The sequence below is a fragment of the Oceanimonas pelagia genome, assembly GCF_030849025.1.
In the GTDB taxonomy this organism is placed as follows: Bacteria; Pseudomonadota; Gammaproteobacteria; order Enterobacterales; family Aeromonadaceae; genus Oceanimonas; species Oceanimonas pelagia.
Genome location: NZ_CP118224.1, coordinates 1,708,162 through 1,732,210 on the forward strand (window position 1 = coordinate 1,708,162; position 24,049 = coordinate 1,732,210).

Annotated in this window: 24 protein-coding genes and 1 tRNA gene; 14 read left to right on the top strand and 11 right to left on the bottom strand. The window is 60.3% G+C overall.

What is annotated here, in order from left to right:
- Positions 1 to 81 precede the first annotated feature (81 nt).
- Both PU634_RS08130 and PU634_RS08135 read right to left on the bottom strand, forming a co-directional pair.
- Positions 82 to 939 carry a flagellar protein MotY gene (locus PU634_RS08130; protein WP_306763552.1) on the bottom strand — a complete coding sequence of 286 codons (858 nt, stop codon included), beginning with the start codon at positions 937 to 939 and terminating at the stop codon, positions 82 to 84.
- 67 nt (positions 940 to 1,006) lie between these two features.
- Positions 1,007 to 2,032 (bottom strand): adenosine deaminase, encoded by a 1,026-nt coding sequence (locus tag PU634_RS08135; RefSeq protein ID WP_306763553.1) that lies wholly within the window; start codon positions 2,030 to 2,032, stop codon positions 1,007 to 1,009.
- Between the two features lie 122 nt (positions 2,033 to 2,154).
- Between PU634_RS08135 and mtgA the strand changes: the two genes are divergently transcribed.
- The 3 genes from mtgA to PU634_RS08150 all read left to right on the top strand — a co-directional run bounded on the left by mtgA (position 2,155) and on the right by PU634_RS08150 (position 5,349).
- Positions 2,155 to 2,829, top strand: coding sequence for a monofunctional biosynthetic peptidoglycan transglycosylase (gene mtgA / locus PU634_RS08140; RefSeq protein ID WP_306763554.1), 675 nt, complete (start codon positions 2,155 to 2,157; stop codon positions 2,827 to 2,829).
- A 90-nt stretch (positions 2,830 to 2,919) separates the two neighbouring features.
- Positions 2,920 to 3,672, top strand: a complete 753-nt coding sequence (locus PU634_RS08145; protein WP_306763555.1) for an HAD-IIA family hydrolase — start codon at positions 2,920 to 2,922, stop codon at positions 3,670 to 3,672.
- Positions 3,673 to 3,774: 102 nt separating this feature from the next.
- Positions 3,775 to 5,349, top strand: a complete 1,575-nt coding sequence (locus tag PU634_RS08150; RefSeq protein WP_306763556.1) for a cation:proton antiporter domain-containing protein — start codon at positions 3,775 to 3,777, stop codon at positions 5,347 to 5,349.
- 84 nt (positions 5,350 to 5,433) lie between these two features.
- Here PU634_RS08150 and PU634_RS08155 read toward each other — a convergent pair whose 3' ends face one another.
- The gene (locus PU634_RS08155) at positions 5,434 to 5,835 is read right to left on the bottom strand and encodes a phosphate-starvation-inducible protein PsiE (RefSeq protein ID WP_306763557.1); all 402 of its coding nucleotides are present in this window, start codon (positions 5,833 to 5,835) and stop codon (positions 5,434 to 5,436) included.
- Positions 5,836 to 6,043: 208 nt separating this feature from the next.
- On the opposite strand from PU634_RS08155, the gene PU634_RS08160 reads away from it, so the two are divergent.
- Both PU634_RS08160 and PU634_RS08165 read left to right on the top strand, forming a co-directional pair.
- On the top strand, positions 6,044 to 7,528 hold the full coding sequence (locus PU634_RS08160; protein ID WP_306763558.1) for a SulP family inorganic anion transporter: 1,485 nt from the start codon (positions 6,044 to 6,046) through the stop codon (positions 7,526 to 7,528).
- Between the two features lie 16 nt (positions 7,529 to 7,544).
- Positions 7,545 to 8,399, top strand: a complete 855-nt coding sequence (locus PU634_RS08165) for a universal stress protein (RefSeq protein WP_306763559.1) — start codon at positions 7,545 to 7,547, stop codon at positions 8,397 to 8,399.
- Here PU634_RS08165 and mtnK read toward each other — a convergent pair.
- The gene (gene mtnK, locus PU634_RS08170) at positions 8,396 to 9,664 is read right to left on the bottom strand and encodes an S-methyl-5-thioribose kinase (protein ID WP_306763560.1); all 1,269 of its coding nucleotides are present in this window, start codon (positions 9,662 to 9,664) and stop codon (positions 8,396 to 8,398) included. The genes PU634_RS08165 and mtnK overlap by 4 nt on opposite strands.
- Before the next feature lie 165 nt (positions 9,665 to 9,829).
- On the opposite strand from mtnK, the gene arsS reads away from it, so the two are divergent.
- From arsS to PU634_RS08190, 4 genes are read left to right on the top strand one after another with little or no spacing between them, the layout of a single operon-like run.
- A complete protein-coding gene (gene arsS, locus PU634_RS08175) occupies positions 9,830 to 10,792 on the top strand; it encodes an arsenosugar biosynthesis radical SAM (seleno)protein ArsS (RefSeq protein ID WP_306763561.1) in 963 nt (320 codons plus the stop codon).
- Positions 10,792 to 11,448: a TIGR04283 family arsenosugar biosynthesis glycosyltransferase gene (locus PU634_RS08180; protein ID WP_306763562.1), complete on the top strand. Its 657-nt coding sequence runs from the start codon at positions 10,792 to 10,794 to the stop codon at positions 11,446 to 11,448. The genes arsS and PU634_RS08180 overlap by 1 nt, the downstream gene beginning before the upstream one ends.
- Positions 11,445 to 12,059 (top strand): TIGR04282 family arsenosugar biosynthesis glycosyltransferase, encoded by a 615-nt coding sequence (locus PU634_RS08185; RefSeq protein WP_306763563.1) that lies wholly within the window; start codon positions 11,445 to 11,447, stop codon positions 12,057 to 12,059. Before PU634_RS08180 ends, PU634_RS08185 begins: the two co-directional genes overlap by 4 nt.
- On the top strand, positions 12,053 to 12,853 hold the full coding sequence (locus tag PU634_RS08190; RefSeq protein ID WP_306763564.1) for a sterol desaturase family protein: 801 nt from the start codon (positions 12,053 to 12,055) through the stop codon (positions 12,851 to 12,853). Before PU634_RS08185 ends, PU634_RS08190 begins: the two co-directional genes overlap by 7 nt.
- A 59-nt stretch (positions 12,854 to 12,912) precedes the next feature.
- On the opposite strand, the gene PU634_RS08195 is transcribed toward PU634_RS08190, so the two are convergent.
- Positions 12,913 to 13,104 (bottom strand): hypothetical protein, encoded by a 192-nt coding sequence (locus PU634_RS08195; RefSeq protein WP_306763565.1) that lies wholly within the window; start codon positions 13,102 to 13,104, stop codon positions 12,913 to 12,915.
- 317 nt (positions 13,105 to 13,421) lie between these two features.
- Between PU634_RS08195 and PU634_RS08200 the strand changes: the two genes are divergently transcribed.
- Entirely contained in the window at positions 13,422 to 14,276 is an 855-nt protein-coding gene (locus PU634_RS08200; RefSeq protein WP_306763566.1) for a universal stress protein, read from the top strand.
- 162 nt (positions 14,277 to 14,438) lie between these two features.
- Here the strand turns inward: PU634_RS08200 and PU634_RS08205 are convergent, their stop codons facing one another.
- Positions 14,439 to 16,031 (bottom strand): ABC-F family ATPase, encoded by a 1,593-nt coding sequence (locus PU634_RS08205; protein ID WP_306763567.1) that lies wholly within the window; start codon positions 16,029 to 16,031, stop codon positions 14,439 to 14,441.
- Positions 16,032 to 16,151: 120 nt separating this feature from the next.
- Positions 16,152 to 17,015, bottom strand: coding sequence for a universal stress protein (locus PU634_RS08210; protein ID WP_306763568.1), 864 nt, complete (start codon positions 17,013 to 17,015; stop codon positions 16,152 to 16,154).
- 186 nt (positions 17,016 to 17,201) lie between these two features.
- On the opposite strand from PU634_RS08210, the gene PU634_RS08215 reads away from it, so the two are divergent.
- From PU634_RS08215 to asnB, 4 genes are all read left to right on the top strand, one after another.
- Positions 17,202 to 17,627 (top strand): YbjN domain-containing protein, encoded by a 426-nt coding sequence (locus PU634_RS08215; RefSeq protein ID WP_306763569.1) that lies wholly within the window; start codon positions 17,202 to 17,204, stop codon positions 17,625 to 17,627.
- A 148-nt stretch (positions 17,628 to 17,775) separates the two neighbouring features.
- Positions 17,776 to 17,863 (top strand) — tRNA-Ser (locus tag PU634_RS08220).
- Between the two features lie 169 nt (positions 17,864 to 18,032).
- Entirely contained in the window at positions 18,033 to 18,671 is a 639-nt protein-coding gene (locus PU634_RS08225) for a 2OG-Fe(II) oxygenase (protein WP_371319639.1), read from the top strand.
- Positions 18,672 to 18,858: 187 nt separating this feature from the next.
- Positions 18,859 to 20,523: an asparagine synthase B gene (gene asnB, locus PU634_RS08230; RefSeq protein WP_306763570.1), complete on the top strand. Its 1,665-nt coding sequence runs from the start codon at positions 18,859 to 18,861 to the stop codon at positions 20,521 to 20,523.
- A gap of 55 nt (positions 20,524 to 20,578) precedes the next feature.
- Here asnB and PU634_RS08235 read toward each other — a convergent pair whose 3' ends face one another.
- The 4 genes from PU634_RS08235 to PU634_RS08250 all read right to left on the bottom strand — a co-directional run bounded on the left by PU634_RS08235 (position 20,579) and on the right by PU634_RS08250 (position 23,977).
- A complete protein-coding gene (locus tag PU634_RS08235; RefSeq protein ID WP_306763571.1) occupies positions 20,579 to 20,980 on the bottom strand; it encodes a hypothetical protein in 402 nt (133 codons plus the stop codon).
- Positions 20,981 to 21,495: 515 nt separating this feature from the next.
- A complete protein-coding gene (locus PU634_RS08240; RefSeq protein WP_306763572.1) occupies positions 21,496 to 22,329 on the bottom strand; it encodes a nucleotidyl transferase AbiEii/AbiGii toxin family protein in 834 nt (277 codons plus the stop codon).
- Entirely contained in the window at positions 22,283 to 23,257 is a 975-nt protein-coding gene (locus tag PU634_RS08245) for a type IV toxin-antitoxin system AbiEi family antitoxin (RefSeq protein WP_306763573.1), read from the bottom strand. The genes PU634_RS08240 and PU634_RS08245 overlap by 47 nt, the downstream gene beginning before the upstream one ends.
- Positions 23,258 to 23,671: 414 nt before the next feature.
- Complete coding sequence (locus PU634_RS08250; RefSeq protein WP_306763574.1) at positions 23,672 to 23,977, bottom strand: hypothetical protein; 306 nt, start codon at positions 23,975 to 23,977, stop codon at positions 23,672 to 23,674.
- Positions 23,978 to 24,049 lie beyond the last annotated feature (72 nt).

Consider the following 24,049-nt stretch of genomic DNA (forward strand, 5'->3'; position numbering starts at 1 on the left):
GAAGGAACCACATGGCAGGCGCAGTTTATCCTTGCCCCTCTGTCCTTTCATGAAGGAGCGGAATCACGGAAATAACGCGCTTTAAATGGGGGCCCGCCCCAGGCTGATCACCACCCGCCGGTTGCTCTGGCGGCCCTCGGGAGTGCCGTTATCGGCAATGGGCCGGCGCTCGCCGTGGCCTTCCACCCGAATGCTGGTGTCGGGCAGGCCCAGCTCCAGGAAGCGGTCCTTGACGGCCTTGGCCCGCAGCAACGACAGCTGCTTGTTGTGAAACTCGGTGCCAAAGCTGTCGGTGTAGGTGTTGATCACCACCTCGCCAATATTGGGGTCGGCACGCACATAATCGGCGATCATCGCCAGCCGCTGGCGCGAATGGGGCGTCAGCTCGTCGGCGTTGTTGACGTAGTTGAGCACGCTGAAGGCGATGTCTTCAAAGCCGTACGGCAGCAGGTTGTGCTGGCAGTCAAGAAAGGCGGCGTAACGGGCGCGAAAGTTCACCGATGACAACCCCACCCCGGTGGTACGGTCTCCGGCGTACCAGTCGTCGAAATAAAAGGTGGGCCAGCGCCCCTGGCTGAGCTCGTCGAGCATGATCCAGGCGTTTTGCTGCTCCACCATGGCGTCGAACTGCTGGTAAAAGGTGACCTGGCTGATGGGCCGGGCCGCGCGGCCGGGCTGCCAGTAGGGCGACTCGCTTCTCAGTGCCGCCTGCCGGGTGCGGGGCATGGCCCTGAGCGGACTCAGCTCAAAGACCAGGTTGACGTTCTTGCCGGCCCGGCTGACAAAGGCCCCGGTGCCAAAACCGGGAATGGTATGCTCCAGCCGGCACTCCACCGCCGAGTCGGCGGCCAGCCGCCAGCGGGAATGATCCAGACTCGCCACATAGGTACGCGGCTGGGCCCAGCTTACGCTGCTGAGCACCAGTCCCGTTACTGCCATGAGTTTGCGCACACCCGCTGCCTCTTGTTACACCCTGACCGGTTTATCGGCGCCGGGGGCGCCAGCTTTAGCCATCAAAGGCCCGAACGCCGAATTTTTCTCCATGAGCCTGAATGTCGTGCAGCAACAGGGTCTTTTCTTCCGGCGACAGCCAGCAGGCCTCCACCCCGTTCATGGCAAGCCTGAGCAGTTCGCCGTCGCTCATGCCAAGGCCGTCCTGCAGGGCCTGGTAGTTGGCATTCATGTAGCCGCCGAAATAGGCCGGATCGTCCGAGTTCACGGTCACGCACAGGCCGGCCTGCAGCAGCTTCTGCATCGGATGCTCGGCCATGGCATTCACCACCCTGAGTCTGAGGTTCGACAAGGGGCACACGGTCAGCGGCACCCGGCGCTCGGCCAGCTCCGCCATCAGGGCATCATCCGCAATGGCCGCCACACCGTGATCGATGCGCTCCACCCCCAGCAGCTCCAGGGCATCGCGAATGTATTGCGGCGGCCCTTCCTCGCCGGCGTGGGCCACCAGCCGGTAACCCTGCTCCCGGGCCAGGGCATAGGCCCGGCGAAATTTCTCCGGCGGGTTGCCCCGCTCGGCGGAGTCGAGCCCCACGCCGGTGAGCCAGGCATGAAACGGCTCGGCCTGACGCAGGGTGTCGATGGCCGACGCTTCCGGCAGATGGCGCAGAAACGACATGATCAACCGGCTGCTCATGCCCCAGTCATGCCGGGCCTGCTCCAGCGCCCGGTGAATGCCGGTGATCACCACGGAAAACGGCACCCCCCTGTCGGTATGGGCCTGGGGATCGAAAAAAATCTCGGTGTGGCGCACGTTTTCACGGTGGGCCCGTTGCAGATAGGCATGGGTCATGTCGAAAAAGTCCTGCTCGGTCTGCAGCACGCTCATGCCCGCGTAATAGATATCCAGAAACGACTGAAGATCGTCAAAGTCGTAGGCCGCCCTCAGGGCGCTTTCATCGGCGTAATTCAGGGTGATACCATTGCGCCGGGCCAGGGCAAACACCAGCTCCGGCTCCAGGGAGCCTTCAATGTGAAGATGCAGCTCCACCTTGGGCAGTTGCTCGATAAATGCAGACATGGCACCTCTCCTTATTCTGCCGGCATGTTACTAAAGATAACAAAGAATCGCCGCCGACCGAGGTTCCAGTTGACTCAAATTTGAAAACCGTGATCCGCCCGTGACATGGAGATGAACCCTGAATGACCACCCTGATTAAACGCCTGCTCGGCTGGCTGGCCGTGCTGCTGTTGCTGGTGCCGCTGGCGCTGACCCTGGTGTACCGGTTTGTGCCGGTGCCGATCACCCCGCTGATGGTGATCCGGCTGTTTGAAGGCGAAAGCCTGCACAAGGACTGGCAGCCCGGCGCGCGCATTTCCAGCCAGCTGAAAATGGCGGTGATCGCCGCCGAAGACAACAAGTTCTGCCGCCACCGCGGCTTTGACTGGGACGCCCTCGGCGATGTGCTGAGCGAAGCCGCCGACGGTGGCCGGCTGCGCGGTGGCAGCACCATCAGCATGCAGACCGCCAAAAACCTGTATCTGTGGCCGGGGCGCAGTTACACCCGCAAGGCGCTGGAGGCGCTCTATACCCCCATGCTGGAATGGCTGCTGCCCAAGGAGCGCATTCTCACCCTTTACCTCAACATCGCCGAGTTCGGCCCGGGCATCTACGGCGCCGAAGCGGCGGCACGGGCGTATTTTAATACCTCCGCTGCCCGCCTCAATCGTCACCAGGCCAGCCTGCTGGCGGCGGTGCTGCCCAACCCGCGGCGCTTTTCCGCCGGCCGCCCCTCGGCCCATGTGCAGCAAAGGGCCGCCGCCATTTCCCGGCGCATCAACGGCCTGGGCGGCTGGCTCGAGTGCACCGGCAAATGACAAAAGCCGTTCCCGTGGTCATGAAACTGTCATATTCTGGCAACACAGTGGGAACCAGACCGGCCCAAGAATCCGGCACAAGGAGCACCAATGCAAAAGAACAACCTTATCTGCGATATCGACGGCGTTATCCTGCACAACAACGATCTCATTCCCGGTGCCGATGCCTTTGTGCGACGCGTACTGGAGCGGGACATGAACCTGCTGTTCCTCACCAATTACCCGGCACAGACGCCACGGGATCTGCAAAACCGTTTTTACTCGGCGGGCATCGAGGTGCCGGAAAGCTGCTTTTACACCTCGGCCATGGCCACCGCCGACTTTCTCAAGCGCCAGAGCGGTGAAAAGGCCTACGTCATCGGTGAAGGCGCGCTCATTCACGAGCTGTACAAGGCCGGTTTTACCATTACCGACATCGATCCCGACTTTGTGGTGGTGGGCGAAACCCGCAACTACAACTGGAGCATGATCCAGATGGCGGCCCGCTTCGTGGCCGACGGCGCCCGCTTTATCGCCACCAATCCGGACACCCACGGCCCCCAGATGCACCCGGCCTGCGGCGCCCTGTGCGCCCCCATTGAGCGCATGACCGGCAAAAAACCGTTTTACGTGGGCAAACCCAGCGCCTGGATAGTGCGCGCCGCCCTCAACCACATGGACGCCCATTCGGAAAACACCCTGATCGTGGGAGACAACCTGCGCACCGACATTCTTGCCGGCTTTCAGGCGGGGCTGGAAACCGTGCTGGTGCTGACCGGGGTGAGTCAGGTGGCCGACATCGACAAAATGCCATTCCGGCCCCAGCACATCTACGCCTCCGCCGCCGATATCGATCTGTTCTGAACGGCAAAACCGGCTTCAAACTGGCCGCCTTTGTTGACAAGGTGCGGCCTGAACACCGACTATAGCCCCACCTCAGGAGCTGCAACCCATAACACGCCCATCATGGATCCCGTTTTTATCGCTGTCGCCTTTGGCTGCGGCCTCATCGTTTATTTGATTGGCCTGCCGCCGCTCATCGGTTTTCTGGCCGCCGGCTTCGTGCTCAACGCCATGGGCTATGAGCCCAACGCCACCCTCGATACCCTCGCCAACCTGGGTGTGACCCTGCTGCTGTTCAGCATCGGGCTCAAACTCGATATCAAGACCCTGCTGCGCCGGGAGGTGTGGGGCACCGCCTGCGGGCACATCGTCTCGTCCACCGCACTGTTTACCCTGGTGCTGCTCGGCATCAAGACCCTGGGCTTTGCCCTGGCCCAGGAGCTGCACTGGCAGCAGGCCATGCTGATGGCCTTTGCCCTGAGTTTTTCCAGCACGGTGTTCGCGGTCAAGGTGCTGGAAGAGCGCAGCGACATGAACACCTTCTACGGTGTGGTCGCCATCGGGGTGCTGGTGATGCAGGATCTGTTTGCGGTGGCCTTTCTCAGCATTTCCGCCGGCAAGGTGCCGAGCCCCTGGGCGCTGTCGCTGTTGGTGCTGCTGCCGCTGCTGCGCCCGCTGTTCTGCCGCATTCTGGAGCGGGCCGGCCACGGTGAGCTGCAAACCCTGTTCGCGGTGTTTCTGGCGCTGGTAGTGGGCTACTACGGCTTTCAGCTGGTGGGGCTCAAGGGGGATCTGGGCGCGCTGGTTATCGGCATGATGCTGGCTTCCCATTACAGCGCGGCGGAGCTGGCCAAGTCGTTCTTCAACATGAAAGAGCTGTTTCTGGTGGCCTTTTTTCTGAACATTGGCCTGAACGGCATGCCCACCCTGGATACCCTGTGGATTTCGCTGATCCTGCTGCTGGTGCTGCCGCTGAAAAGCGTCATCTACTACAAGCTGTACAAGCGCAGCCACCTGCGCCCGCGCACCTCACTGCTGGCCACCCTGAGCCTGAGCAACTTTTCCGAGTTTGGCCTGATTGTGGCGGCGCTGGCGGCCCAGCAGGGCATGCTGAGCAACGACTGGGTGATCGTCGCGTCCATTGCCCTGGCCATTTCCTTTGTGGCCTCGGCGCCCCTCAACGCCAACAACGAGAACATCTACCGCCGCTTTATGCACCGGCTCACGCCCCAGGATCCGGCCCTGCTGCACCCGGACGACATGCCCATTCAGCTGGGTGATGCCAATATTCTGATCGTGGGCATGGGCCGCATCGGCCAGGGTGCCTACATGGAGCTGGAGAATGTGAACCCGCACAAGAAGCTGGTGGGCATCGACTCGGACGAGAAAAAGATTCCGCTGCTGAAGGAGCTCAACATCAATGTGATCAAGGGGGACGCCTCGGACTCGGACTTCTGGGACAAGGCCAACATCGGCAGCCAGCTGGAGTACATTTTTCTGGCCATGCCCAACCACGCCGGTAACCTTTACGCCCTGGAGCAGATCCGCCATGCCAACTTTCAGGGCCGGGTGGCGGCCATTATCCGTTATCCGGAAGAAGGCGCCCAGCTGCGCGAGCTGGGCGCCGACGAGGTGTTCAATATCTACGAAGAAGCGGGCAGCGGCTTTGCCCGCCATGTGATTGAGCACACGGGGTAACTTCGTGAGAGGTGAGTGGTGAAAGGTGAGAGGTGAGACGAAAGTGACACTCCTCACTCTTCTCTCCTCCCCCCCTCACTACAATCAGTGCCCGCCCTCGTCCTTGTCGTAGGGGTATTTGGTGTGACCAAAGCGAATGGCGAGAATGGCCAGGGCCAGCACCAGGGCGGCGCCGGCCACAGTGATCAGCCGCCAGTTGTCCATGCCCTTCATGTCGAGGATCAGGTAGCGGGCCAGGGCCACAATGGCGATATAGAGCGGAATGCGAATGGGCAGCTTGCCCGAGCGCAGGTAAATGGCCACCATGGCCAGCACTTCCAGATAGATGAACATCAGCAGCAGATCCGCCAGCGCCACGTTGCGCGCCTGCCACATGGTGTTCACCTCCAGCGCCACCGCCACCACGGTGGCCATGGCCACGATAATCAGGCCAATATGCTGCATCACATCCAGCGCGCGGCTGCCCAGCATTCGCTTGTCACTCATTTAGGTTCTCCTGTTGATTGCCATCGGTATCGGCCTTGTTCGACCCGGACCGGATCCCTATAATACCCGTTCTCAAAATCGCGACGCTTCTAATAAATGACGTTTTGATGAAAAAACTGCATAACGTCAGCCCGCGACCCAATTCGGCTTTCGCACCCGCATTTTCATGCTTCCCGAAAGGCCATCGACCCACAATTCGGAAACCGCAATGATCTCCAAGCTCAAACAAACCTGGCTCTTTAACGTCAAGGGCGACGTGCTGGCCGGTCTGGTGGTGGCGCTCGCGCTGATCCCGGAAGCCATCGCCTTCTCCATCATCGCCGGCGTCGATCCCAAGATCGGCCTTTATGCGTCCTTCAGCATGGCGGTGGTGATCGCCTTTGCCGGCGGTCGCCCGGGCATGATCTCCGCCGCCACCGGTGCCATGGCGCTGCTGATGGTGACCCTGGTGAAGGAGCACGGCCTGCAGTACCTGCTCGCCGCCACCCTGCTGTGCGGCCTGCTCCAGATAGTTATCGGCTACCTGCGCCTGGGCGAGCTGATGCGTTTTGTGTCCCGCTCGGTGGTAACCGGCTTCGTCAACGCCCTGGCCATTCTCATTTTCATGGCCCAGCTGCCGGAGCTGACCAACGTCAGCTGGCACGTGTATGCCATGACCGCCGCCGGCCTGGGCATCATCTACCTGCTGCCACTGGTGCCCGGGGTGGGCAAGTTGCTGCCCTCACCGCTGGTGTGCATTGTCAGCCTCACCATCGTTGCCGTCGCCTTTGGCATTGACGTGCGCACCGTGGGCGACATGGGCGAGCTGCCCGATACCCTGCCGGTGTTCCTGTGGCCCGATGTACCGCTGAACCTGGACACCCTGGCCATTATCTTCCCCTATTCACTGTCGCTGGCGGTGGTGGGCCTGCTGGAGTCGATGATGACCGCCACCATCGTCGACGATCTCACCGACACCAAGAGCGACAAGAACCGCGAATGCAAGGGCCAGGGCCTCGCCAACATCGCCACCGGCCTGCTCGGCGGCATGGCCGGCTGCGCCATGATCGGCCAGTCGGTGATCAACGTGAAGTCCGGCGGCCGCGGCCGGCTGTCCACCCTGGTGGCCGGGGTGGTGCTGCTCATTCTGGTGGTGTTCCTTGGCCCCTGGGTGTCGCAAATTCCCATGGCCGCCCTGGTGGCGGTGATGATCATGGTGTCGATCGGTACCTTCAGCTGGGCCTCCATTCGTGATCTCGGCACCCTGCCCAAAAGCAGCAGCCTGGTGATGATCGCCACCGTGGCGGTGGTGGTGTACAGCCACAACCTGGCCTGGGGCGTGCTGGTGGGCGTGCTGCTCAGTGCCCTGTTCTTCGCCCACAAGGTGGGCCAGCTGCTGTATGTCGGCGCGGAAAAAACCGCCGACGGCACCCGGGAATACCGGGTGGTGGGCCAGGTGTTCTTTACCTCGGCCGAGCAGTTTGTGGCCGCCTTTGACTTCAAGGAAGTGGTGGACAAGGTACGCATCGATCTGAGCCGCGCCCACTTCTGGGACATTACCGCCATCAGCGCCCTCGACAAGGTGGTGATCACCTTCAAGCGGGAAGGCACAGAGGTGGAGATTATTGGTCTGAATGAGGCCAGTGCCACCCTGGTGGATCGCTTTGCCGTGCATAATGATCCCCAGGCGGTCGAAAAGCTGATGGGCCACTAACAGAGAGGGAAAGCAAATGACCGAACACGTTCTGGCCTGTATCGACGGCTCCGGCCACGCGGCCACGGTATGCGACTGGGCCGGCTGGGCCAGCCAGCGCCTGCATGCGCCGCTGACCTTTGTGCATGTGCTCGACAAGGAAGCCACACCGGTGCAGGGCGATTTGAGCGGCAGCATCGGCCTGGGCAGCCAGGAACAGTTGCTGGCCGAGCTGGCCGAGCTGGATGCCCGCCGCGGCAAGCTGGCCAAGGAGCAGGGCCGGCTGATGCTGGCCGCGGCGCAGGAGCGCGCCCGGACCAGCGGCCTTGAACACACGCATACCCTGCAACGCCACGGTGCCCTGGTGGATACCCTGGTGGAACTTGAGCCCACCACCCGGCTGCTGGTGCTGGGTCGCCACGGCGAGGCGTCTGCCTCGGCCCATGCCCACCTGGGCAGCCATGTGGAGCAGGTGATCCGCGCCCTGCACCGGCCCATTCTGGTCACCCTGGGTGAGTATCACGCCCCGCAAAAAGTGATGCTGGCCTTTGACGGCAGTGCCACCACCCGCAAGGGCGTGGAAATGCTGGCCGCCAGCCCGCTGTTCAGGGGGCTGGAGCTGCATCTGGTGCTGGCCGGCGCCGACACCGACGACCACAGGGCCCAGCTGGAGTGGGCCCGCCAGCTGCTGGCCCAGGCCGGCCTCACCGCCGTGACCGCCATTGTGCCCGGCGAGGCGGACAAGGCGCTGACCGGTTACCAGCAGCAACAGGGCATGGATCTGATGATCATGGGCGCCTACGGCCACTCCCGCATTCGCCAGTGGCTGGTGGGCAGCACCACCACCGCCATGATCCGGGACGCCAGAGTACCGCTGCTGATCTTGCGCTAACGCCTTACTCGCTTCCACGCTCCGCGTGGGAGCGAGTCCATTCCCTGATCCCCATTCCCGCTCACCGGCTCCCCCGCCGCCAGGCGCCTGAGCTCACCACACAGGCTGACCGGGCTCAGTGTAGCCGCCTCCAGGATCAAGCGCCGGCCCAGCCACAGCGCCTGACGCTGACAGTCCTGCCGCTGCGCCGGATCGGCAATGTCGTCGAGATCCGCCACATGGGCAATGCCAATGGTGCGCCGAATCATCTCGGTGCCGGCAAACCCCAGGCTGTCCCGCCATACCTGCTGCACCCACTCGCCGGCCACTCCGGGCTCGCCCAGCAGGGGCGCCGAGGTGGTCCTGGCGCGGGCCAGAAAGTCCTCGCTGAACGCCTTCCACAGCCGGCGCAGCTCCTCCACCCGGGCAAAGCGGGCCGCCTCGGCGGCGCCGGCGTCCCGCCAGCCGGACTGGGCGCAAAAGTTCAGCAACAGGTTGGCCATCACCAGACCCATGTCAAAGCCCATGGGGCCGTAAAAGCCGAACTCGGCGTCAAACACCCGGCATTCGCCCTCCCGCACAAACACCGAGCCGGTATGCAGATCGCCGTGCAGCAGGGCCTCGGCGTTACACTGAAAACGCAGCCGCAGGTGAGCCACCCTGTGTTTCAGCTCCCTGTCACGCCACAGCGCGGCGGCGTCGCTTTCAAGCCCGGGCGGCACCCGGTTGCGCTCACCGGGCCGGTAAGGATCGTGAAAAAACACCGTGTCGGTGGTTGCACACAGCTCCGGGTTGGCCAGCCGCACCACCTCGGCCCGCTTGATGGCCGACGGCACCTGAAAGTCGGAAGTGCCATACAGTACCCTTGCCAGGTGCTGCCCCAGGGCGGTTGCCACGCTTTCAGGCTCATCCGTCTCCAGCAGGGCCCGGCGCCATAGCTGCCAGTGGCTCAAATCCTCCAGCAGCAGGGCCGACAGCGTATCGTCATGATGCAACAACGCCAGGGTGCCGTGTGGACTCAGCTCGCCATGACGCAGCAGCACCCGCGCTTCCCGCGCCGCCCGCTGGCGGGTCAGCGGCCAGCCTTCGCCAATACAGCGAATGTAGGGCAGGGCCTGCTTGACGATCACTCCCTGCCCCTGCGGGTCGCTCACCCTGAACACCCGGTTGAGATTGCCGTCCCCCACCTCCTCGGCGCTCAGCGCCGCCCCGGCGGCAAAGCCCCGGTAGTGACGGCGGGCAAAGTCGATGGCGTCATTCAGGGTAAACTCGTGATAGGCCGTCATGCCGTTCCTCCGCTGATGGTACTTTCCTTGTGGCTGTCTCCACTATAGATGCCGGCATTGAGCATGGGTCAAACGAACCATTTTCACCATTCCTGCTACCTTTTTGTAAGAAAGCGCCCGGCACACACCACTCATCAATACCAGCCATTGCCACGGAGTCCTGTGATGCGAAACATCCTGCCCCTGCTCGAGCAGACCGCCTTTCCGCCCCTTGTCCGCGACCGGACCGACACCCTGCAGGTGAACCTGGGTTACCGCTGCAACATGAAGTGTGCACACTGCCATGTGGCCGCCGGCCCCCACCGCACCGAAATGATGGATGAGCAGACCCTGGCGCTGATCCCGCAGGTGCTGCAGGCCCGCGGCATTCACACGTTGGATCTCACCGGTGGCGCCCCCGAGCTGCACGGCGGCTTTCGCGACCTGGTGCGGCAGGCGTGCCGGCTGGGAGTCAGGGTGATCGACCGCTGCAACCTCACCGTACTGCTGGAGCCGGGGCAGGAAAACCTGGCCGCCTTTCTGGCGGAAAACCGGGTGGAGGTGGTGGCGTCCCTGCCCTGTTACGCCATGGAAAACGTCGACCGGCAGCGCGGCAAGGGCAGCTTCGACAAAAGCATTGTCGCCCTGCAGCAGCTCAACCGACTGGGCTATGGCAAGCCCGGCTCGGAACTGGTGCTGAACCTGGTATACAACCCGCAGGGGCCCCGCCTGCCGCCCCCTCAGGCCGAACTGGAAGCCGCCTACCGGCACGAGCTGAAACGCCACTTCGACATCGAGTTCAACCAGCTGTTTGCCCTGGCCAACATGCCCATCAAACGCTTTGGCGATTCCCTTGTGAGCACCGGTCAGTTTCACGACTACATGCGCCTGCTGACGAACAACTTCAGTGCCGCCAACCTGACCAGCGTCATGTGCCGGAACCTTGTCAGCGTGGACTGGCAGGGCTACCTGTATGACTGTGACTTTAACCAGCAGCTTGGCCTGCCCCTGTCCGGCCGGGGCCGGCCACACCTGCGGGAGCTGTTGCAACGGGATTACGCCGGCTGCCCCGTTCGCGTGGCCGGTCACTGCCATGGCTGCACCGCCGGTCAGGGCAGCAGTTGCGGTGGTGCCCTGGAGGAGCAGTAATGAGCCTCAGCATTGTTATTCCTGCCCTGAACGAGGCTAGGGCCTTGCCCGCCACCCTGGCGACCCTGCCGAAGCAGGCCGAGGTCATCGTCGTGGATGGCAACAGCAGCGACGACACGGCTCGCCTGGCCAGGCGGTGGGGGGCCACTCAGATCACCACGCCACCGGGACGGGCGCGACAAATGAACGCCGGCGCCGCCGCGGCACGGGGCGAATATCTGCTGTTTCTGCACGCCGACACCCTGCTGCCCGGCCAGACGGCACGACTTGTCACCACCGCCCTGCAACATCACCACTGGGGCCGCTTCGATGTGAGCCTGCAGGGCCGCCATCCCATGCTGGCAGTGATCGGCGCCATGATGAACCTGCGCTCCCGGCTGACCGGCATTGCCACCGGCGATCAGGGCCTGTTTATGCGCCGAAGTGCCTTTATGGCGGTAGGCGGCTTTCCCGAACAACCGCTGATGGAAGACATAGCGCTCAGCAAACGGCTCAAGGAGTTGGGGCCGCCGGCCTGTTTGCGACAGCGGGTGATCACGTCGGGCCGGCGCTGGGAGAACCACGGCGTGTGGCGCACCATCTGGCTGATGTGGCGGCTGCGGTTTGCCTACTGGCGCGGCGCCGAGCCGCAGCGGCTGGCGGAGCGGTACCGGTGAACACCCGCATGCTGGTGTTCGCCAAGGCGCCCCTGCCCGGCCAGGCCAAAACCCGGCTGGTTCCGACCCTGGGCGCCAAGGGCGCCGCCCGCCTGGCCCATGCCATGCTCAATACCACCCTGGCCCACGCCCTGGCCGCCGGACTTGGCCCGGTGGAATTGTGCATGAGCCCGGCCCCGGCACACCCCGACTGGCGAGCCTGTCGCCTGCCGGCGGGCGTAGTGCAACGTGACCAGGGTGAAGGCGATTTGGGGGCACGCATGGCCCGGGCCGCCCGACGCGGCCTGGCACGCAACGGGGCCGTGCTGCTGGTGGGCACCGACTGCCCGCAACTGAGCCCGGCCCTGCTGCACCAGGCGGCGACACGGCTGACGGATTGCGACGCGCTGCTGTACCCCACCCGGGACGGCGGCTACGCCCTGCTGGGCCTGCGCCGGTTTTCTGCCACCCTGTTCGAGCACATGCCCTGGAGCACCGACCGGGTGGCCGAGCTGACCCGCCGGCGGCTCACGGCCCTGGGCTGGTGCTGGCGTGAAGGGGAAACCCTGCTGGATATTGACGAGCCGGGGGATCTGTTTCAGTTGCCGGGAAGCTGGGTAACTCCATGCTGAACGAATTTGAACCCTGGCTGCGGCTGGGCAGCTTTGCCGGCCTGTTGCTGTTGTTTCTGCTGTGGGAGCACTACGCGCCCCGCCGGCCACAGCGGCAACGGCGCGGACCGCGCTGGCTGCGGCACCTGGCCCTGGCCGGCCTCAACACCCTGCTGGTGCGTGCCCTGTTTCCCCTGGCTGCGGTGGGAGCGGCACTGCTGGCGGCGGAGCGGAACTGGGGAGTACTGGCCTGGCTCGCCCTGCCCGACTGGCTGGCCCTGCCACTAACGGTGCTGTTGCTGGACTTGCTCATTTACTGGCAGCACCGGCTGTTTCACCGGGTGCCGCTGCTGTGGCGGCTGCACCGGATGCACCATACCGATACCGAGCTGGATGCCACCACAGGGGTGCGCTTTCATCCGCTGGAAATCCTGCTGTCCATGGCAATCAAGCTGGCAGGGGTATTGCTGCTGGGAGCTTCCCCGCTGGCGGTGCTGGTGTTTGAAGTGCTGCTCAATGCCACCTCTCTGTTCAACCATGCCAATATCCATCTGCCCGCCAAGGTGGACGCGGTACTGCGGCGGCTGCTGGTTACCCCGGACATGCACCGGGTGCATCATTCGGTTTACCCGCAGGAAACCGACAGCAACTTTGGCTTCAACCTCAGCTGCTGGGATCGCTGGCTGGGCAGCTACCGGGCCCGGCCTCGGGATGGCCACCGGCACATGCGGCTGGGGCTCAAGGAATTTCGCGCTCCCGAAGAGCGGGGCCTGCTGCGCCTGCTCACCCAGCCCTTTCGCCGCACCGGCATATGAACACAAAAAAGGAGCCCCTGGCCCCTTTGGTTATGTTCGAGTGAGTGACGTGACGAAGATCAGGGCTGACAGAAACCGGGCAGTTTCTTGCCCTGTTTTTTCATCATTCTGCACTGACGGTTATCCACACCGTCCCCACGGGATGAAAACGTATCGGCAAACGGCTGGCTGGCCGTGGCGGCCTGGGTATGAAGCGGCAACATGCTCAGCGCAAACACGGCGGCAAGCATGACTGACATGACGGTCTTCATGGTACATCTCCTGCTCAAGACCCGCGCCTTGCCCGGGAACCAAAACCGGGCGGCACGAGTGGCCTTCTGGCACATCCTGAACGCCGGAAAATCCGGCGTCTACTCCATAAGGGTTGACCGGCATCAAGATTATTACAATTTTTTTCACGTTTTTTTTGCTTTTTTCGTTGACCTATGCCAAACGAGTCGTTCCGCGCCACAAAGCCCCTTTCAAAAGGCACCGGCGGTACTTCTCCCGCCTGCAAACTGTGTTAGAGTGCAGACCATAAAGCCCCCGCAATTCTTTTTCGCATCAATTACCTATCAGGATAAAAAAGATGAGCACCAATGTACTGGCCGGTATCGACGGTTCCAAACACACCGCCTGCGTTTGCGATTATGCGGCCTGGGCTGCCCAACAGCTGTCCGCCTCCCTGGTGCTGCTGCACGTCATGCACAAGCCCGAACCCACCATGCTGCTGAACATGGGGGCAGCTTCCACCCTCAGCGCCCAGGACAGTGTTCAGGCCGAACTGGCCGACCTCGACAAGAAACGGGCCGAGCTGGCCCGGGAGCAGAGCAAGCTGATCCTGGAGCAGGCCAGCAAGCATGTACAGCAGGCCGGCTATCCCGAGCCACGCACCATCTCCCGCGAAGGCCGGCTGGTGAACGTGCTGGAGCAGTATGACGACTATGCCGATCTGGTGGTGCTGGGCCGCCGGGGCAACAACGAGGACGACAGCCCGGAGCGCCTGGGTGGCCATGTGGAGCAGGTGATCCGCACCACCGACAAGCCACTGCTGCTGACCGACGGCGACTACACTCAGCCTCAGCGTATCATGATTGCCTTTGACGGCAGCGACACCACCCGCAAGTGCGTGGAGTACATCGCCAAGTCTCCCCTGTTCAAGGGGCTGGAGTGTCATGTGGTGATGGTGGCCGGCCCCAGTGAGGAGAAAAAAGCCCAACTCGAGGCCGCGCGTCAGCAACTGGAAGACTACGGTCACCAGGCCACCGCCGCCCTGCTGCAGGGCGAAGTGAAGAAAAACCTGCTGGCCTACCAGGACAGGCAGAACATGGATCTGATGGTCATGGGCGCTTACGGCCACTCCCGCATTCGCCTGTGGCTGCTGGGCAGCATCACCGATCTGATGCTGCAGGAGTCCAGCAAGCCCATGCTGATTTTGCGCTGAGGCCATTGCACGCCCCATGAATAAAAACGCCGGGCATTGCCCGGCGTTTTTTTGTTTACTGGAACCCCCTCTGTGCCATGCACATGAGGCCCATGGTGCAATATGTCACGGGTCTCCGCCTTCGCGGAAATGACGAGAGTTGAAACGGTGACTAAACCGTGATCAAAGCACGCCCTGCTCACGCAGGTAGTCGTCGTAGCTGCCGCTGAAGTCGCGAATGCCGTGCTCACTCAGCTCCAGAATGCGGGTGGCCAGCGACGATACAAACTCCCGGTCGTGGGACACGAAGATCAGTGTGCCCTGATACAGCTCCAGCGCCATGTTCAGCGATTCGATGGATTCCATGTCCAGGTGGTTGGTGGGTTCGTCCATCACCAGAATATTGGGCTTTTGCATCATCAGCTTGCCAAACAGCATGCGACCCTGCTCGCCGCCCGACAGTACGCCCACCTTTTTCTTGATGTCGTCCTGGCTGAACAGCAGCCGGCCCAGCACCGAGCGCACGGTCTGCTCGTCGTCCCCTTCCTGCTGCCACTGGCTCATCCATTCGAACACGGTGAGATCGGTATCGAAGTCGGCGGCATGATCCTGGGCGTAATAACCGATGCGGGCGTTTTCCGACCACTTGATGGTGCCGCTGTCGGGCGCCAGCTCGCCCACCAGGGTTTTCACCAAGGTGGACTTGCCGATGCCGTTGGTGCCCAGAATGGCGATACGCTCGCCCACCTCTACCATTAACCCCAGGTTTCTGAACAACGGCGCCTCGCCATAGCCTTTGGTCAGCCCTTCCACTTCCAGAATGTTGCGATACAGCTTCTTGTCCTGCTCAAAGCGAATAAAGGGGTTCTGGCGGCTGGAGGCCTTGACCTCTTCCAGCTTGATCTTGTCGATTTGCCTGGCGCGGGAAGTGGCCTGACGTGCCTTGGAGGCATTGGCACTGAAACGGGCCACGAAGCTCTGCAACTCGGCAATCTGCGCCTTTTTCTTGGCGTTGTCCGCCAGCAGCCGCTCCCGCGCCTGGGTGGCGGCCAGCATGTAGTCGTCGTAGTTGCCCGGATACACGCGCAGCTCGCCGTAGTCCAGATCCGCCATGTGAGTGCACACACTGTTCAGAAAATGGCGGTCGTGGGAAATGATGATCATGGTGCTGTTGCGCTCGTTCAGCGCCCCTTCCAGCCAGCGAATGGTGTCGATGTCCAGGTTGTTGGTGGGCTCGTCGAGCAGCAGTACATCGGGATCGGAAAACAGCGCCTGGGCCAGCAGCACCCGCAGCTTCCAGCCCGGGGCCACCTCGCTCATGGGGCCCTGATGCTGCTCCAGGGGAATGCCCACTCCCAGCAGCAGTTCGCCGGCCCGGGCCTCGGCGGTGTAACCGTCGTACTCGGCCACCAGCCCTTCCAGCTCGGCGGCGCGCATGTAGTCTTCGTCGGTAGCCTCCAGGTTGGCGTAAATGCTGTCGCGTTCGTGCATGGCGGCCCACAGTTCGGCATGCCCCATCATCACCACGTCGAGTACCCGCTCGTGCTCGTAGGCGAACTGATCCTGACGCAGCTTGCCGATGCGCTCGTTCACGTCCAGGCTGACGTTGCCGGCACTGGGCTCCAGATCGCCACCGAGAATTTTCATAAAGGTGGACTTGCCGCAACCGTTGGCACCGATAAGGCCATAACGGTTACCGTCGCCAAACTTGACGGAAATGTTTTCAAACAACGGCCTGGCGCCGAACTGCATGGTGATGTTGTTGGTGGAAATCAAGAAACAAACTCGCTGTGGTTAAAGAAGGAAAACGCAGAAGGCGAACCCTGAAGGCCGCCAAGGATACCGGCGGCCGGCACAAAGTTCAAAGGGTTGTTCAGGAATCAATCAGTTTTCGGATTACCGGGCCACCAGCACGTCGCAGGGAGGCGCGCTGAGAAAGCTCATGGCCAGGTTGCCCACCAGCAACCGGCTGATGCCCTGGCGACCGTGGTACCCCAGCACCAGCAACTGAGCGCCGGTTTCCTCCACCACCGAGGCGATGGACTGCTTTACCGCTCCCGACAGAATGCGGGTGTCGATGCGATCCTGATCTTCGGCGGCAAGAAAGTGAGCCATCTCCTCCCTCACCTCCCGCTCAATGCGCACCTTCTGGTGGCTCATCAGGCTGTCGGTATGCAGGGCATCATGGCGCAGCAACCCCAGCAGCAGGGGCGGTTCAAACACGTGCACCAGGCTGATGGCGGCATCGGGCGCCAGCGTCAGTCCCGCCCGCAGGGCATGATGGGAGCTGCGGGAAAAGTCCGTGGCCGCCACCAGTTGCCGGTAGGGTCCGCCACCGCTCTGAGTGACCACCAGCACCGGCATGGTGCAGTGACGCAACAACCGCTCGACCGTGGTGCCGAGAAACAGCTCCTGCACCGGCTCCTGATGCTGTCTGCCCGCCAGCACCAGATCGGCCTGCAATTCGGTGGCCTTGCGGGCCAGGGTCTGGGACGGCTTGCCCAGCAACACATGACGCTCTATGTTGGCCCTAAACGCAACGGGAAGCCCGTTCACCAGCTGTTGCAGGGCCTGGGTGGCGCCCTGTTGCAACCGGCGCCGCACCGAGATCTCGACCATGGGCTCATAAAGCACCATGGCCTCGTCAATCACGTGCACCAGATGCAGCCGGGCATGCAGCCGCGCCGCCAACTGTGCCGCGCGCTCCACTACCCGCTCTGATCCCGCCTGCAAATCCACCGCCGCCAGCAATATCTTCATTGGCTCATCCTTCCTACCCGACATGAGGCATTACTGAGTCTTACCGGCAGCTTTCCCCCTTTTGGCGGAAAAAGCAACCGGGTCACCCCGGCTTTTGAATTTTCCTGGCCTTCGGCTTTGGTTTACAATGCGGCTCCTTCAAGCTTTCTTTTATCGGGACATCACGTGTTAACAGCAGAAGTAGCCATGCGCTGGCTGGTTGCCGGCCACATCGACCATTACATTTGCGAGAACTGCCACGGCATTCACCTTGCCGAGCTGCAGGCGCTGGATGGCGTGCTGGAAAGCCGGCTGTTCGTGGAGCATGAAGACGCCATTCTCACCACCGAGGTGGAAATTCGCCCCACCGGCCTGCTGACCCTGATGGCGGATCTGGGCCGGCTGAACATGAATTATCCCAGCCTCAAGATCTTTGTCGACATCGTGGACGACAACCTGCCCCGGCTGATCGCCGCCGACTACCTGCACACTCAGGCGGGCATGGAGCAACATCAATTTCAGTGGATTGTGCAGCAGACCATGATGGCCACTCACCAGCTGGTGCAGGAGCTGGCCGAGCTCGGCTACCTGATGCAGGATGAGCCACAGAAAATGCCGGCGGCTGTGCATTAAGCCGGCAGGTTGCGCAGGAATAAGGCAGTTGAAACGTAACCGGTTAAAAATGCTTGAACCTGCCCGCCACAGCCAGTACATTACGCCCCGTTCCCAAGGGACGCACCGAGTGAAGCGAACACTCTCAAAATAAAAACGCAAAAAATGTGGTGAGGTGTCCGAGTGGCTGAAGGAGCACGCCTGGAAAGTGTGTATACGGCAACGTATCGAGGGTTCGAATCCCTCCTTCACCGCCAGCATTTTGAACCCCGCGCAGCAATGCGCGGGGTTTTCTTGTTTCTGCATTGCCGCCGGTTTGTGCATTTGGCACTATCCTTTAATCCACTCTTTCTGACGGGAAAAATTTCTCGCTGTTCCCCGCGTTGTTGAAGGTGTACATAAGCGCTCCACAGGAGGGTTTTGCCATTGAATACTGCGCCGCTTGCCACTTGCATTTTTGACGAGATCACCGAAGCCATTGCCGGCCCGGGCCTGGGTATCTTTCCCGGTTTTCTCAACGCCGCCGACACCGCCGCCCTGCGCCGGGACTTTTCCAGCCTGCCCGACTGGCAACTGACCCCGGCGGGCATTGGCCGGGATCAGGCCCACCACAACAATGAACGCATTCGTACCGACAAAACCCGCTGGCTGGACGGCAGCACTCCCCCTCAGCAGGCCTTTCTGGCCCACATGGCCGGGCTGCAGCAACAGCTCAACCGCCAGCTGTTTATGGGACTCAAGGATTACGAGTGCCACTATGCCCGCTATGACGAAGGCGACTTTTACAAAAAACACCTGGATGCCTTTCGCGGCCGCAGCAACCGCCGGGTAACCACGGTATTTTACCTGAACGACGACTGGCAACCGGCTCATGGCGGCGAACTGCTGATCTATGGCCACAAGAATCGGCAGCCGCTGCACCGGGTGCAGCCCGAGGGCGGTACCCTGGTGTGCTTCCTGTCGGAACAGTTTCCCCACGAGGTGTTGCCCGCGCGTCGGCCACGGCTGAGCATTGCCGGCTGGTTTCGCGTGGACGATCCCGTTTCCAGCGCGCTGCGACTGTGACGGAAGCCACCTTGACGAATATTCGTTTTTTCAGGCTTTATTTTAAATTTTTACCAAATTAAGCGCCTTTAATTAACGAAATTAAGCTCGGATCGGTTTTATAGTGAGATTTCGTTATTGCCTCTTTTCAGCGCCGGCATCCTCTGTCACTCTGAAGGCATTCGGCTCACCTTGTTAAGGAAAACCCATGTGCTCCATTTTCGGTATTCTTGAACTCAAATCTGATCCCGCCGTCCTGCGTGCCAGGGCGCTGGAGCTGTCGCGGCTGCTGCGCCACCGCGGCCCCGACTGGTCGGGTATTTACAGCAACGACAAAGCCATTCTGGTGCATGAACGCCTGGCCATTGTCGGCCTCGACAGCGGTGCCCAGCCCCTGCTCAACCCCGCCGGCACCCACGCCCTGGCGGTGAACGGTGAAATTTACAACCACAAGGAGCTGGAAGCCGGTCTGACCTGTGGCTTTGAGTTTCAGACCCACTCCGACTGCGAAGTGATCCTCGGCCTTTACCAGGAAAAGGGTCCGGAGTTTCTTGACGATCTCAACGGTATTTTCGCCTTTGTGCTCTATGACGAGGAAAACGACGCCTACCTGATTGGCCGGGACCACATGGGCATTATTCCCCTTTACACCGGCCATGACGAAGCCGGCAACTTCTACGTGGCGTCGGAGATGAAGGCGCTGACCCCGGTGTGCAAGACCATCAGCGAGTTTCCGCCCGGGCACCTGCTCTACAGCAAGGAAGGCCAGCCCCGCCGCTACTACTCCCGCGACTGGGAAAACTATGAGGCGGTGCAGGACAACACCTCCAGTGTGAGCGAGCTGCGCGAGGCGCTGATGGCGGCGGTGAAGCGCCAGCTGATGTGCGACGTCCCCTATGGCGTGCTGCTCTCAGGCGGACTGGACTCTTCCATCGTCTCCGCCGTGGCCAAGCTGTACGCCGACAAGCGTATTGAAGACAACGACAACAGCGAGGCCTGGTGGCCCCGGCTGCATTCCTTTGCCGTTGGCCTGGAAGGGGCTCCGGATCTGATTGCCGCCCGCAAGGTGGCTGACGAGCTGGGCACCGTGCATCACGAGCTGCATTACACGGTGCAGGAAGGCCTGGATGCCCTGCGCGAGGTGATCTACCACCTGGAAACCTACGACGTCACCACGGTGCGCGCCTCCACCCCCATGTATCTGATGGCCCGGCGCATCAAGGCCATGGGCATTAAAATGGTGCTCTCCGGCGAGGGCTCCGACGAGCTGTTCGGCGGCTACCTGTATTTTCACAAGGCGCCCAGCGCTCGGGCCTTTCACGAAGAAACCGTGCGCAAGCTTCAGGCCCTGCACCAGTTCGACTGCCTGCGCGCCAACAAGTCCATGGCCGCCTGGGGCGTGGAAGCCCGGGTGCCCTTTCTCGACAAGGAATTCATGGACGTGGCCATGCGCCTCAACCCCGCCGACAAGATGTGCGTGAACGGCAAGATGGAAAAGCACATTCTGCGGGAAGCCTTTGCAGACCTGCTGCCTGCCGAGGTGGCCTGGCGGCAGAAGGAGCAGTTCTCCGACGGCGTGGGCTATTCCTGGATAGACAGCCTGAAGGCGCTGGTGGAAGAGCAGGTGACGGATCAGATGATGGCCACGGCAGCGTTCCGCTTTCCGCTCAACACCCCCACCAGTAAAGAGGCCTACTACTACCGCGCCATCTTTGAAGGCCACTTCCCCCAGGACTCCGCTGCCCAGTGTGTGCCCTGCGGTCCCTCGGTGGCCTGCTCCACCCCCACCGCCCTGGAGTGGGACGAACAATGGAAGAACATGGCCGACCCTTCAGGCCGCGCGGTGAAAGGCGTGCACAGCCAGTCTTATTGAGTGTTAAAACAAGCGCCCCGAAAAAACGGGGCGCATACAGACACTTAATGAACCACTACAGCTTGTTGCAGCGAACAGGGCCAAACAACAGATTGCCATTCATCCATACCGAGATTTTCGGGTTCCCGGTTACCCCATTTTCATCTGCGCCTTGCTTGGGCAGATCAATTACACCGTTCAGATCGAGTATCAAATCCACTTTATATTCGTCTGTTTCATAGTCGTGTTGACCACCACCATCAAAAAACACAGTGACCGGTATGCTGTTCAGTTCCAGGGTCGGTCCTAAAACAACACGAGATCCCCTGTTATCACAGTCTCCTTCTATGTCCATTTTCATGGTGGCAGGCAGATCCAGATTCTTGACCACTTGTACAGCCTGGGCAGGCTGGGCAAGGCCCACCCCGACTGCAACCACAGCAGCCAGGGCCGATGTACCAAATAGGCTTCTCATCATGGCGTCCTCCCTTACCGTTTATACAGACAAGGACGTAACGAGGCATCGCCGAGGACGGAAAAACACGATTATTTTTTCGAGCCGGACAAGTGCCTGAAAGACCCTTGTCACAAACAACAAACGCATAAAGTGCGCCAACGCGCTAATGCTATGAATATATACACTTTTGTTGATGTTTCAGAGGCACATCCTCACACCAGGTTGTAAGTCAGACGAAACACCTATTTCCCTGTACTCTACCAAGTCACTGATATATAAGTGGAAAAACAGAAGATCAATCATAACAAAAATGAAACACTAAATCGCAAGCCGCCGGCGGGCTGTTTCAATACAAAAAAACCCCTGCACTGCAGGGGCTTTTGTCATTCACCGATAACCGGCTTCACTCCCACTCTATTATTAAAAATGACTTTAAAACCTTCAGTATCAGTAGCTTAAGAAGCCGTAGCTCTTCGATACCAAGAAAAATACCATGTTCAGAATTTTTTAGTTTTTTAACTGAGTGGAGACTGTTCTTACAACTCCAGTCCCGACCAAAAGTCACGTTGGAGCTGCTCTACCCTCTCGTAACTACAGAGGTTCTGACTTCTGAACTGAGCCCCAACCAGTCCATCAATATCAGCCGCCAATGCGGTTATCCGGCTGACGGTATCCGGGTTAGTGGCTGGCTCAGACAAGAGCATCTTCAAATCGTACCCGAGCAGGAAAGCCCCTTGCCGCTCGGTATCATACTCCAGGCGTTCTGCCGGGACATAAGGCTCCCACAGACGATCCTCCTGAACATGCTGATACTCAAGCAGAATGGTTAAGAAGTCAGCCACGTCTTTGCTGCTCTCGTTTCCCCGCTCCTGCCAGGCAATCAGTTTTAACAGAGTCAGCCCGGCCAGCGACGCAACCTTGATGGTATCGCCCTGCCCTAACTCTACTGATAAGGCGGCACCGTAAGCTTCCTGAAATCCAGCCACCGTCATGGTGACAGAATGCTCTGGCGGCCACTGTATTTCACCTGCGTCATCGGCTATGGCACCAAATGGAATAATATCTATTGGCAAGCCACTGTCAGGGTCCTGTAGTCGATGAATCCTCTTGGTTACGGTTAAACCAGCATCCAGCAAAGCCTGCCTTACTCTGGAAAAAGCTTCCCAATCCGGCACCAGGATACCGGTATCAATATCCCGGGTCTGACGACCGGGATCCCGCCCGAATACATGGTACAGAACGAGATCTCTCGCCGTTGCCCCAGCAACAAAAAATGGCACTCCGGTTTGCCTGGTTGTGCGGGTGATCAGTGTCAGTACAGGCTCAAACCCGGGTTTCAGGGAGCGTTTTAAGGTGTAGATATTGCTCATTGATGAGTTCGGCAACCTCTTTATTTCGGCTATCGCTGCTTGCAAGCAGCTCGGCAACAGCCAGCAATGCCTTGGCGTTGATATTGATGTCCAGCTCCTTTCCCCAGAATGCAGGAACCAACCAGAGTCTGCCGGCAGGGTCAGGTTTTGCCTTGAGCAAAGCCAGCTTTTTCTGCAGTGGCTCAAAGGTAAAAAGCTGTAACTCACAAGGCTGTAGATAGTGCGTCAGTTCATCGGCGGCCACTTCCCCCCCCCAGTAATCATTGGGTGTTAAGGGAATCTCTCGCCAGTCATCAGGCGCAACCAGCTTTAGCCCACCGAGTTTTGGTCTTAGTACCGTGCGATAGTGTTCAATCCAGATATGGTAAAGGGCTTCCTTATCCAGAATGCGCCGGGTACTGCCCAGACTGACAAGCTTTTCAGACTCCAGGTATTTAAACCCCTTGCTGACCATGCCCAATGAAATATTTGCCATCTCGGCAATGGCTCGAAACGGTAGACGTAACACATCCTCTTGAGCCAACAAGGCAAACAACAGCTTCATAAAGCCCAACCCCGGCTTTGCCTGCTGCTGAGTTACAGGGTGACTTTCAGAACTGTTTTTCCCCTCAATCCACAGATTCAGTCCGTTACAGCTCACCCTGGCGTTGCCGGCCTCATCAATGAAATTGATAGCGTTACTGGAGCAAAAGTCGGCGAGATGAGCGGTCAGTCTGTTACACACCAGCAGAGTGTCGGGACGAGCAGCGTCCAGCAGCGCTGTGAGGCTTTCTTTACGGTGGATATGCTTTATTTCAGCGCTAAACTGGTAGCGTTCGCCGCGAACCGTCAGGGTAACCTGAGCATCGGTGTAAGGCTTGCCATCCGACTGTGGGTCAAAGGTGCACTCCCCTTGAATGTGCGAGGGCAGATTATCTATGGCCAGCATCAGCAGAGTCGCGTTAGTGTTCACACATCACCACTGTTCATGAATCATGAACAAATCATAAACGTGAACACCAGAGTCTGCAAGAGACTGGTTCTCCCCGCTGGTGTCTTCTTAGCTGAACCTGTCCGAGCGCCAAAGGTTTTGATAATTCCTGCTCAAAGGATGAACTTCTGTGTCACGAGTGTGAAAATGTCGGGTGTGCCGGCATCATAAGTTATATACACCCAATAACAAAAAGCCCCTGCACTGCAGGGGCTTTTGTCATTCACCGATAACCGGCCTCACTCCCACTCTATTATTAAAAATGACTTTAAAACCTTAAGTATCAGTCACTTAACAAGCCGTAGCTCTTCGATACCAAGAAAAATACCATGTTCAGAATTTTTTAGTTTTTTAACTAAGTGGAGACTGTTCTTACAACTCCAGTCCCGACCAAAAGTCACGTTGGAGCTGCTCTACCCTCTCGTAACTACAGAGGTTCTGACTTCTGAACTGAGCCCCAACCAGTCCATCAATATCAGCCGCCAATGCGGTTATCCGGCTGACGGTATCCGGGTTAGTGGCTGGCTCAGACAAGAGCATCTTCAAATCGTACCCGAGCAGGAAAGCCCCTTGCCGCTCGGTATCATACTCCAGGCGTTCTGCCGGGACATAAGGCTCCCACAGACGATCCTCCTGAACATGCTGATACTCAAGCAGAATGGTTAAGAAGTCAGCCACGTCTTTGCTGCTCTCGTTTCCCCGCTCCTGCCAGGCAATCAGTTTTAACAGAGTCAGCCCGGCCAGCGACGC